This window comes from Curtobacterium sp. MCPF17_018 (assembly GCF_003234135.1).
In the GTDB taxonomy this organism is placed as follows: Bacteria; Actinomycetota; Actinomycetes; order Actinomycetales; family Microbacteriaceae; genus Curtobacterium; species Curtobacterium flaccumfaciens.
This window is the reverse complement of the sequence record NZ_QKSJ01000009.1, coordinates 145,693-156,856: the sequence shown is the minus strand read 5'-3', so window position 1 is coordinate 156,856 and position 11,164 is coordinate 145,693. Positions and strand designations below refer to the sequence as shown.

The window sequence follows — 11,164 nt, the reverse complement described above, 5'->3', positions numbered from 1 at the left end:
CAGTCGAGAACCGGGTGCTCGTCGGACCACACGGACCACTTCCCATCCGGGAATACCGCCCGCAGAGCCCCTCCGGTGACGGGATCGTCTGGGCACACGGTGGTGCTTTCATCGGCGGAGACCTGGACATGGCCGAGAGCGATTGGGTTGCCCACCAACTGGCGAGCCACGGAATCACGGTCGTTGCGGTCGACTATCAGCTGGCACCGACACCGGAATGGATCGCAAAGTTCCTGCCGCCGAACCCGACCGGATCACGGTTCCCGGTTGCCTGGGACGAGGTCGCTGCCGTGCTGGAGCGCCTGACCACCAGCCACCGGTCACGGTCGATGCGGTGGTTCCTTGGCGGGGCAAGCGCTGGCGGTGCGTTGGCTGCCGGCTCCGTCGTGCGCGCTCGGATCGCCGGAACAACCAGCCCTGCGGGGCTGGTTCTCGCCTACCCAGTGCTGCATGCAGTCCTTCCCGAGATGACACCGGAGCTCGCCGTGGAGTTCGCAACTGTCCCCGAGATGGAACGTCTTGCCCCAGAGGTGGTCGCGCGTCTCAACGCAAACGCGGTGGACAACCCCAAGGACCTTCGATCCTCGCTCGCGTTCCCGGGCGGCGGCGATCTGAACGGCTTCCCATCGACCTTCATAGTGACGGCCTCAGCCGACGCAATCCGGTCCTCCGGGCAGGCGTTCGCCGGAGAGCTCGCCGCCGCCGGAGTCGACGTGACTCTGGTGCGTGAGCCGAATACGAAGCACGGCTATCTGAACGACCCGACCATTCCGGCAGCCATGCATTCGATTGAGCGCATCGCGCACTGGATCCGCACCACCGACTGAACGACCAGGAGCACCACTCATGGACCGACCGCTGTACCTCGACGATTCCCTCTCTGTCGAAGACCGCGTCACCGATCTGCTTGACCGCATGACTCTGCTGGAAAAAACAGGTCAGCTGGCGCAGTACTTCTATCTCGGTGGAGGCGAGCTCCCCGACGACTTCGACATTGAGTCCCTTCCCCCGGAGCACCGCGCCTACCTCGACCAGCCGCGAGCCGTCGAAGCTGCAGTGTCGGCCGGTGCCGCCGGATCTGTGCTGTTCGTCACGGACCCCGCGCTAGCGAATCGGCTGCAGCATCGGGCGGTCGATGAGACACGCCTGGGGATCCCGCTCCTGATGGGGTTCGACGTGGTGCACGGCCTTCGGACGGCGTTCCCGGTGCCGATCGCTATGGCTGCGTCCTGGTCTCCGGAGCTTGTCGAGTCGGCGCAGGTCATCGCTGCGAAAGAGGCACGCGCGGTTGGCATCCATTGGACGTTCGCGCCCATGGTGGACATCGCCCGTGACCCTCGGTGGGGGCGCATCATCGAGGGGTCAGGGGAGGATCCTGTCCTCGGAGCTGCGATTGCCGCTGCTCAGGTCCGCGGGTTCCAGGGGGAGTTCGGGCGCGAGTCGGTGCTCGCCGGCCCAAAGCACTTCATCGGATACGGAGCAGCGCGGGGAGGGCGGGACTACGACGACGCCGAGGTGTCGGAGGCTGACCTGCGAAACGTGTACCTGCCGCCGTTCCGGGCAGCAATCGAGGCCGGAGCTGGGAACGTGATGAGCGCGTACATGGATCTGAATGGGGTTCCGGCGTCCGCGAACCGTAGGATCCTCCGTGACCTGCTCCGCGATGAGCTGGGCTTCGCCGGCTTCACGGTCAGCGATGCGAACGCGGTCCGCTCACTGCTGACACAGCGCTTCGCACGGGACATGACCGACGCTGCGGCACGGGCGCTGACCGCGGGCCTGGACATGGAGATGTGCACCGTCAACCCCGCCTACGCTGAGTTGCCCGCAGCCGTAGCCGCGGGGACTGTCACCGAGGAAACCATCGACGCGGCAGTCCGTCGAGTTCTCACCGCGAAGTTCCGTCTCGGCCTGTTCGAGCACCCCTTCGTCGATGAGTCAGCAGCAGGTTCCGTCCTGGCAGCGACGGAACATCGCAACGCCGCACGAGCAGCAGCGGAGCGGACCTTCGTGCTGCTGCGAAATGAGGAACAGGTGCTCCCGCTCGACGCGCAGAATCTGGGCTCCATCGCGGTCATCGGACAGCTCGCAGCAAGCCAGCGTGACACGTTGGGCCCGTGGATGTTCGACCACGACACGACCGAGACAGTCACCATCCTGGACGGAATCCGGACTCGAGTTGGGGCGGGGAGTGAAGTTGTCTGGGCTGCTGGTGCGGGGATCCCTGAGCGGGTGTTCCCGTCCATGTTCGACCGGATGGACTCCACCATCGAACGCACGGCGGACGATCACGATGACGCTTCTGCGACCGCAGAAGCGGTCGCAGCAGCGGCCGGAGCTGACGTCGCCATCGTCGTGGTCGGTCAACGGCAGAACCAGATCGGGGAGAAATCATCGACCGACACCCTCGACCTGCCGGGGCGTCAGCTCGAGCAACTCCAGCGCATCGTCGCGACCGGCACTCCCACGGTGTTGCTGGTGATGTCCGGACGACCGCTGGACCTGCGTTGGGCAGCAGAGAATGTTCCTGCGATCATGCAGGTTTGGTACCCCGGTACCCGAGGCGGAGATGCCGTCGCAGCCACCCTGTTCGGAGACGTCTCACCTGCGGGGCGTCTTCCGTTCACCTGGCCCCGTCACGTCGGACAGGTCCCGATGGTGTACTCGCACCAGCGCACGTTCGAGCCGGACGAGCAGGGGAGCCGGTACTTCCTCGAGGAAAGCACGCCACTATTCCCGTTCGGGTACGGCCTCAGTTACTCGGGCTTTGAGTACGAGGACCTCCACGTCGACCGCGAACAGCTGCGGCTCGGACATCAAGCGACTGTAAGTGTCACGGTCAGGAACACAGGCGACCGTGCAGCCGACGACGTCGTGCAGCTGTACGTCCATCAGCGGTACGGCAAGTCGAGCAGACCCGTCCGGCAGCTGCAAGGTTTCCAGCGGGTCACGCTCGAAGCGGGGGAACAGCACACCCTCACGTTCCCTCTCGGTCCCGAGCAGCTCCGCTACTGGAGCGACGAGACGCGCGACGTCGTGCAAGACGCCACCCTGCTCGACCTGTGGGTCGGCGGGAGCGCAGACGCGGCACTGACCACCTCGCTGGAAGTCGTCGAATGAGGATCAACCGTCGCGCCGTCGTCGACCGCCATATGCCGACGCTCACAGCACCACACGCGGAGCATGTGCTGAGTGTCGGCAACGGAGACTTCGCCTACACCGCTGACATCACTGGCATGCAGACCTTCACTGCATTCCACGATCCGACAGCGGCGGTGATGTCCGGTGGTGTCGCGGTCAACACGGCGACGATGTCGAACTGGGGATGGCACACGATGCCCAATCCTGAAGGCTACGTTCTGAACGATGCGATGAGCGAGTACGACACCGCTCGCGGTCCGGTGCGGTACCCGGACCGGTTTGACCTGCAAGCCGCATCGCGGGGGCAGGTTCCTGAGGACGAGCGCGCAGGTGAGTGGTTGCACACCAACCCGCAGCGGATGGACCTCGGCCGTATCGGGTTCGAGCTTCGGTCGTCACCGGACGCGCCGCCACTTGAGGACCCGCATGCCCTAAAGGAGCCGCGTCAGAGGCTCGATCTGTGGCGGGGCATCATCACCAGTTCATTCGTGTACGACGGCAGCCGAATCACGGTGGAAACCGTCGCAGCGATGGACACCGCAACAGTCGCGTTCCGGGTACGAGGAGACGCTCTCCGTGATGGTCGCGCAAAGATCCGGATCGCGTTCCCCTATCCCCACAGCGGGTTCTTCCAAACCAGCGACTGGGGCGCCGAGGACCGCCACCAGACGACAGTGAAGGACGACGGCGAAGGGGCCATCCGAATTGACCGAACCGTCGACGAGGACCGATACAGCGTGCTGCTGCGCCTCAACGGAGGCCGCGTCATAGCAAGCAATAGGCCGCACGTCGTCCTGATCGAGGCCGAGCACGATGTCTTCGAACTCGTCGCAACGTTCCACCCAGCAGTAGAAGGATCCGCTGACTCATTGACTCCACCGCGATCGTTCGCAGAAGTGAAGTCCGCTGCTACCAGCGCCTGGAAACAGTTCTGGGGTTCCGGTGCGGCCCTGGACCTTGCCGGCAGTGATGATCCGCGTGCGTCCGAACTCGAACGGCGGCTCATCCTGTCGCAGTACCTCACCCGGGTGCACTCAGCAGGGATGCTGCCGCCCCAGGAGACCGGCTTCGTGACAAACTCCTGGTCAGGGAAATTCCACCTCGAAATGCACTTCTGGCATGCCGCGCACTTCGCGGCATGGGGACGTCCCGAGCTGCTCACCCCGAGCCTCGACTGGTATCGCGACGTCCTCGACGTGGCGCGCGGGATCGCTGCAGAGCAAGGCCTCCCTGGCGCACGGTGGCCGAAGCAGGTCGGCCCAGACGGACGGGAAAGCCCAGATCCCACCGGCCCGCTGCTCATCTGGCAGCAACCCCATGTCCTCTACCTGTTGGAACTGGCGTACCGCGCATCTCCCGCGGACGAGCAGCTGCGGCTCCTTTCCAGGTTCGCAGAAGTCGTGCACGACACAGCGACCTTCATGGCGGCATTTCCGACGGACAACAACGGCGAACTTCACCTCGGCTCGCCGGTCATGCCCGCCCAGGAGTTCTACGACGCGAAGACGACGGCGGATCCAACGTTCGAACTCGCCTATTGGTGGTGGGGACTGGAGATCGCGCAACGGTGGCGAGAACGCCAGGACATCGGCCGGGAACCACACTGGTCCGACGCGCAGCGTCGACTGGTCAAACCACGAGTTCAGAACGGGAAGTACGTTCCCGTCGGAACGAGTAGCGAGACCCGTCGCGATGACCACCCCGCACTGCTTGGTGCACTCGGGATGGTGCCCTCAACGCCGCTTGTTCGCCGGGATCTGATGGAATCGACCCTCCAAGACGTGCTGGCACATTGGGATTGGCCGACCGCATGGGGGTGGGACTACCCGATGATGGCCATGACCGCGACACGACTTGGTCGTCCAGACGTCGCCATGAACGTCCTGCTGCAAAATGAACCCCGCAATTCTCTGACGCTTGTCGGCCACGGGCCTCAGATCGGCGGTATCCTGCCGATCTATTTGCCCTCAAATGGTGCCCTCCTGGCCGCCGTGTCACTGATGGTGACCGCTGCGGAACATCCGTCCGACGGCTTCCCTGCGTCTGGATGGAAGGTTGCCGCAGAGGGTTTCGTTCCCTGGCCGTGACACTTCTCGAAGTATGGGCTGTGAAGTTGGGCGGTGGAACACATCGGTGGCTTTTGGCGAGGTGTTCGCGGCTCAGCATGAGTGGGCAGCACGCTGGAAGCAGTCGCGCGGCTACACCGACTGACTCCGCAAGCCGATCCTCCAACGGGAGGCGAGCAAGGCGGGCGATGATCGACCCGTGCTGCGAGCCGGCGCGGTGATCGGAACTGTTTGCTGTCGATCTCGTCGCAACCGACTGGTCAAAGTTGCAAGAGACTGGTCCGGTCGTCCTCGATCTGCATGCGCGTAGCGAAGTAGGCGAAGCCGCGGCGGTGTTGGGTGGTCCAGACGCTGCTGATGGCGGCGACGGCCAGGGCCGTAGCGAGCGTTCCTGCGAGACCGGAACCGGTCTGGGTGAGGACCGACCATCCGCCGACACCGAGCGCCCAACGTACGAAGCCCTGCCACAGTGCGGGCGTGCCAACGGGTCGGAGCCGGACCACAACCTCGCCGAGTGTTCTTCCGGTGCTCAGGACGAGGACGAGCTGCACGAGCGCCGGCACAAAACTAAGGGTGGCTCTCCAGGCCGTGACTGCGGGGGATTGCAGGTCACCGTCGAGTGTCAGCACGGCAAGGTTCAGCAGGACCACGAGGGTTGCTCCGAGCAGCCAGATCGCAAGCACGTCGCACAGCATGCCGAGCAATCGTCGCCCTGCGGTGACGGGGCGAGGACTGCTGGGGACGTCGTCGCGGTGTTGGCAGGGGATCAGTGCGAGCACCGGGGCGGCGAACCCGCCGAGCAGCGCCCCGGCAGTGTTCGCGGCGAGGTCATCCACGTCGAACAGGCGATATGCGCAGGGGTAGAGGACCCAGTCCCCGGTGATTTGCGTGAACTCGATGAGCAGCGATACACCCAGGCCGGCGAGGGCCACCCCGGCCACACCGGTCAGGAGTCGCCCGCGGACGAAGAAGTACCGCACGATTATGCCGAGCGGAACGAAGAGCAGCACGTTGAACAGCACCTGCGTTACGGCGGGATTGCGCAGCAGCGACGCGGGGCTGCTGATCCCACCCTCCCGGCTGATGTCGCCGAGGAACGCCAGCGGCCGCAACTGCGGCCCATTGAAACGCTCTGGCACATTCCTGGGGTCTGCTGCAGGAGCGTCACATGGTGGTTGTCGCCACGTGGGACTCGCACCAGATCCGGTCCTTCATCAATCGGCTCTTCACGGAGGTGGAGGGACGTGACTGGCAGGAGGTCAGCAACAAGCTCAGCCGACTGGGCGTGTGGGAGTTCGAGGACTACAAGGCTTGACCGGTGCCGCGGGCGGAGGCAGCTCCGCGATCGCCGTCAGTGGATCCTCCTGCGTTGTGAGTTTCGACTGAGATGCGTTGTGCTGTCGCGCGATCAGCTGGCCGCCCGTCGGTCCGCCTGATGGCGACCCGACGTGACGTGCACGGTGTGCACGGTGAGTGCCGCGAGAACTGCAGCACATGCGATGGCGTCGGTCCCGAACGCGATTTCGATCCCCACGCCGCTAGCTTCTTCGCGCTGCTGCAGAAGAACGTGCTGAACACCCGCCGGTGGGACACCCGCGAGGACTCCGCCTCGCGATCGTGACTTGGATCGAGACGAAGTACAACCGACGGCGCCGACAACGCGCCCTCGGGGAACTGACCCTGGTCGAGTTTGAGATAATCTACACCACCGCCAGCGCGGCATAATCGCTACAACCCCCGACGTCAACCAAACTCGGGGCAGACCCAGCCACTCCACGCCCTCCTCTGATACCTCGACCGGCTGATGCTCACTATCAGGAGCCCTTGGCACGCGCCAGCAGGTTTGCCCGCGGTCCCGAATCGCGCAAAAAGGATAGCCCACGCCAATCCCTGAAGACCGCAAGGTCCGTTCGCGGTACTTGTGTCAGCCGCTGTTCCGCTCTGCAACATTATTTTATGCTCGTTTACGAGCATTCGCCGCAAGGCGCCAAGGTATGTCAATAGCGACATGCGTCCCCGTGCTCGCGAGCGCAGCTCTCTACCTGTTGACGACGCGGGCCTTCGGGCCCACACTCGCGCTCATCGGTTCGCGACAGCTGCCGCGACAGCGAAGTCGCAAGCTGGCCCAATTGGAGGGCGAGACCATGCCTCTACCGCAGCAGGAACTGACTCTTGCACGGAAGCGCACCAACGCGCTCTTAACCTGGATCACGCCCGATGGTGCTGTCCGCCGCGCCGCGCCGACGCCCGCACTGCTATCCGAACGCCTGTACGAGGCCCGCCAGGCGAGGGACAAGAAATGGAAAGTCCCGAACGAAAAGACCCACCAAGGCTTCTACTGGATGTCTCAAACTGGGCAGCTCGTTTGGCATGAGACGATGCTCGAATACCTGGCGCTCATGTACCTCGACTTCGCCGATGACATCGCGGCGATCGTGGCGCAACCGATGCTCATCACTTTCGGAGATGGGACCGCGCATTTTCCGGACTTCATGTGCCTCACGAAGCGTGCGGAGCAGGCCATCGTCGACGTGCACCGCGCGGACAAAATCGAAGAGGATCCCTCGCAGTTCGAGAAAACGTTCGACCTGTGTCAATGCGTCGGCTGGACGTTCCGCCTGTTCGCGGGACTGAATGGGGTGCAGGTTTCGAACCTCGAATGGCTTTCTCGATTCCGGCATCGAAGCTACGTGCCGACCCTAGAGAACCGCGACGAGATCCTCGGTTTCGCCGGTCGCGGCGCGACGCTCGGCGAGGTGGCGAATCGTCACCCCGGGAGCCAATCGCCGTTGCTCGGGCAGCTCTACAACATGATCTGGCGACGGGAGATCGGTTTCGACCTCTCGGAACCGATGTCAACTGATAGTCCCCTCTGGAGGCTGCAATGAACATTGTCCGCGTCGGCCAGGTTCTCCAGACAACCGAAGGTGATCGGACCATCGTTGCCTACGATGGGTTGCGCTTCAAGCTTCGGGATGAGGCCAATCTCGTCACCGAGATCGTGAGCGCCGGCTCGCTCAGCGAGCTACTGGTTGAGCCGCTGGAGAAGGCGCAGGTCTCGTACCGTGAGCTCGGCCTCGTCACCGCGGCGGCCAAGAAGAACGCCCTCTGGCGAGAGAGGCACGTCCTCGAGGTCCTCGACGGCTCATCTCGAGCGGATGGCCCGATGACACAGTTGTTTGACGCGACTCGGACGACGCTGGGCGAACGGAAGCGAGCGAAAGCTGATGAGCTGCGTATTTCGTGCAGCACGATCGACAACTGGATCCATCAATACCGAGAGGCCGGTGTCGCCGGGCTCATCGACCGTCGGCAAACGCGGCCAAGCGGCGGAGTTGTCGCGACCCCTAAACTGCGAGAAGCCTACGAAAAAATCATCGACGCGGAGACGAACCGCGCCACCGGCACGTTCGGCCGCCTCTACGACGACTTCGAAGATCTGTGCGCGCGCGGCGGGATCCTGTCGCAGGTCAAGTCTGAGAGTCAGACGCGGAGAGATATCCGCGCGTTGACGAGCGGGAAGTACACCCTCGAGAGCGCCCGATCGCGGCGAACCGCTGCGAACTCGCCGGACAGGGAGTTCGAATCGCGCGAAGCGTGGGCGCCTGGGCTGGAGGTGCAGATTGATTCCTCGCCGGCGAATATCGAGGCGCTGGATTTCTTCGGTCACCGTCGGCGCCTGTGTCTGACGACGATGATCGACAAGTGCACTCGGTCGATTGCGGCGGAGGGTGCGACTGTAGTGGCAGCGAAGGGCTATGACCACGTACTGCTGCTCGCACGCGCCTTGGTGCCTTTGCAGAACCGGCCGCACTCGTCCTTCCCTGATCATATCCTCGAGCGGATCGGTGCTCCGTGGGCGCAGTACCTCAGTCGTGCGGACCTCGACGCGAGCGTTGCAGCTCGGCCGTTCATTCGGCCACAACGAATCATGTGCGACAACGGGCCAGATTTTAAGAGCGCATCGTTCCGCGCGGCTTGTGCCAAGAGCGAGGTGAGCCTCACCGAGGCGGCCACGTACTCGCCTGACGACAAGGCAGACGAGGAGCGATTCTGGGGAACAATCGACACGGGATTTTGTCAATACATGCCTGGCTATGTTGGGAATTCCGTCGAGAATCGGGGGCGAGCGACCGCTGACGAGGACCTGCTCCGCATCGATGAAGTGATCGCATTATTTGAGGTGTGGGTTACTTTCGTGTACCAGCGACGAACACACACTGGCCTGCGCGATCCATTGAATCCACAGATACCAATCTCGCCGAATGCAGCATTCATGGCCTACCAGGACGTGGGAGCCGACATTCCGCTGCCGTTTTCACGAGACGACTACATCGATCTCTTGCCGATTAAGAATCGGACCATTCGAAGCGACGGTATCGAGATTGGGTATGGCAAGTACGACTCGCCGCTGCTGACGCCGCTGCGCCGAATGCCGTCCCGGAACGCTGGGCACACAAGCACGTGGCCGGTCCGGTTTGATCCCTACGACCGATCAGCGGTCTGGGTGCAGAACCCCGACGACGGCTCCTGGATCGAATGCGATCTACGAAATGCTGCCCCGGCCGCGCAACCGTTCCGGGATCTCATCGGCGCGCGAACCCGGCACAATGCCGCGTCCAACCCCCCTTTGAGCGCGAAAGCTGGCCGTCGAACCACGAAAGCGATCGTTGCCGTCGGGAAAGCGGCGCACGAGGACCGAATCGCCACCGAAACACAAGCATCACGCGAAAGTTTCGCCCTGCAACAGCGCGTCGCCGCAGGAACACCGCCGTTTCATGACGTCGAGACCCCAGCGGAACGCGAACCTTCGGCGAACCAGTTCGTATCGGAGGCCGCGGCACAGCCTTCGGCGGGGACGCTCGCTGGCATCGGTCGCCGATTCGACTCGGAGGAGGACTGATGCTTCGGCTGTTCACTTCCCACACCGCGAGTTGGATGACCGACGCGCTGTCCCTGAACAAGCGGCTGGCCGTGACCCCCGCCGCTCCTGCCTGGAGCGCAGCGGGATACGACGCCGGCTCATCCGACGAGCGCGACCAATACGACAGCGAGCGCTTCCTGTTCATGAGCGACTTCATCGTCGATACCGTCGCTCTGCGGAAGCTGGCGATAGCCGTGAAGCGGACGATGCTCGTCAATCAGTACCCCAAGGACGGGCGGTACGGGATACTTCTCTCCGGGGACGCGGGCCTGGGTAAGTCGACAGCGCTTCGTGCGATCGCCGGTTGGACAATCCGCCGGTACGCCCTCGAACAGCCGGACCTCTTGGCAAGCGGCGCGCTTCCGGTTGTGTACGTTTCGGTGCCGCCGCAAGCAACGCCGAAGACGATGCTCGAGCGGATCGCTGCCAGCGTGCACCTTCCCTACGCGGCGAGGGACACGGCCGAGGTCATCAGGATGCAGCTCGTCCCGGCGCTCGAAGCGCTGCGAACACAGGTGATCATGGTGGACGAGTTCCATCGTCTCGAGAAAGGGCTCCGATCGAACGAAGCGACTAACGACGCTCTGAAAGACCTCGGTGACCTCCTCCCGTGCACGCTCGTCTGCGCCGGAATCGATCTGGATCGCAGCGGCATCATCAACGACGGGGTGCGCGGCAAATCCATCGGCGGGAGATACTCAATGTTCCGCGTCGCTCCCTTCACGGCAGCAGACCGTGCCGAGTGGGACCGAATCGTCGCCGGATTCATCGCTCGGAGCCATCTCTTCGGACGGGTTGAGGTATCGAGCGCGTTTCTCCTGAAGCGCACCGGCGGCTCGATCGGCGTGCTGAATTCGCTGTTCCTCCAGGCCGTGGGGCTGAAGCTCAGCGACGAGCACCGGGCAGCGGACGAGGTGCTGACGCAGGACGACTTCGAAGCAGCGATCCTCCCGGTCGATGCGGAAGTACAGCACGCACGGCGATAAGTCAGGAGGGGACTCTCATGCGACAGAGGCCGGCTCTTCTCCCGATA

Annotated in this window: 8 protein-coding genes and 1 pseudogene; 8 read left to right on the top strand and 1 reads right to left on the bottom strand. The window is 63.8% G+C overall.

Going from position 1 to position 11,164, the window contains the following annotated elements:
• The first annotated feature begins 14 nt into the window (after positions 1-14).
• The 3 genes from DEJ27_RS12195 to DEJ27_RS12185 are packed head-to-tail and all read left to right on the top strand — an operon-like array spanning position 15 to position 5,228.
• A complete protein-coding gene (locus DEJ27_RS12195) occupies positions 15-827 on the top strand; it encodes an alpha/beta hydrolase (protein ID WP_220035387.1) in 813 nt (270 codons plus the stop codon).
• Positions 828-846: 19 nt separating this feature from the next.
• Entirely contained in the window at positions 847-3,120 is a 2,274-nt protein-coding gene (locus tag DEJ27_RS12190; RefSeq protein ID WP_111090997.1) for a glycoside hydrolase family 3 N-terminal domain-containing protein, read from the top strand.
• Complete coding sequence (locus tag DEJ27_RS12185) at positions 3,117-5,228, top strand: hypothetical protein (protein ID WP_111090996.1); 2,112 nt, start codon at positions 3,117-3,119, stop codon at positions 5,226-5,228. Before DEJ27_RS12190 ends, DEJ27_RS12185 begins: the two co-directional genes overlap by 4 nt.
• A 239-nt stretch (positions 5,229-5,467) precedes the next feature.
• Here DEJ27_RS12185 and DEJ27_RS12180 read toward each other — a convergent pair whose 3' ends face one another.
• Positions 5,468-6,346: a VanZ family protein gene (locus tag DEJ27_RS12180; RefSeq protein WP_111090995.1), complete on the bottom strand. Its 879-nt coding sequence runs from the start codon at positions 6,344-6,346 to the stop codon at positions 5,468-5,470.
• Between DEJ27_RS12180 and DEJ27_RS12175 the strand changes: the two genes are divergently transcribed.
• The 5 genes and pseudogenes from DEJ27_RS12175 (at position 6,340) to DEJ27_RS12160 (ending at position 11,117) form a co-directional block, all read left to right on the top strand.
• Entirely contained in the window at positions 6,340-6,522 is a 183-nt protein-coding gene (locus DEJ27_RS12175) for an Imm8 family immunity protein (protein ID WP_309147037.1), read from the top strand. The genes DEJ27_RS12180 and DEJ27_RS12175 overlap by 7 nt on opposite strands.
• A gap of 225 nt (positions 6,523-6,747) precedes the next feature.
• Positions 6,748-6,932, top strand: a pseudogene (locus DEJ27_RS17940) (IS3 family transposase); the annotation flags it as partial.
• A gap of 293 nt (positions 6,933-7,225) precedes the next feature.
• Entirely contained in the window at positions 7,226-8,095 is an 870-nt protein-coding gene (locus DEJ27_RS12170; protein ID WP_181430145.1) for a TnsA-like heteromeric transposase endonuclease subunit, read from the top strand.
• The gene (locus tag DEJ27_RS12165; RefSeq protein WP_111090992.1) at positions 8,092-10,110 is read left to right on the top strand and encodes a helix-turn-helix domain-containing protein; all 2,019 of its coding nucleotides are present in this window, start codon (positions 8,092-8,094) and stop codon (positions 10,108-10,110) included. Before DEJ27_RS12170 ends, DEJ27_RS12165 begins: the two co-directional genes overlap by 4 nt.
• Entirely contained in the window at positions 10,110-11,117 is a 1,008-nt protein-coding gene (locus DEJ27_RS12160) for a TniB family NTP-binding protein (RefSeq protein ID WP_111090991.1), read from the top strand. The genes DEJ27_RS12165 and DEJ27_RS12160 overlap by 1 nt, the downstream gene beginning before the upstream one ends.
• Positions 11,118-11,164 lie beyond the last annotated feature (47 nt).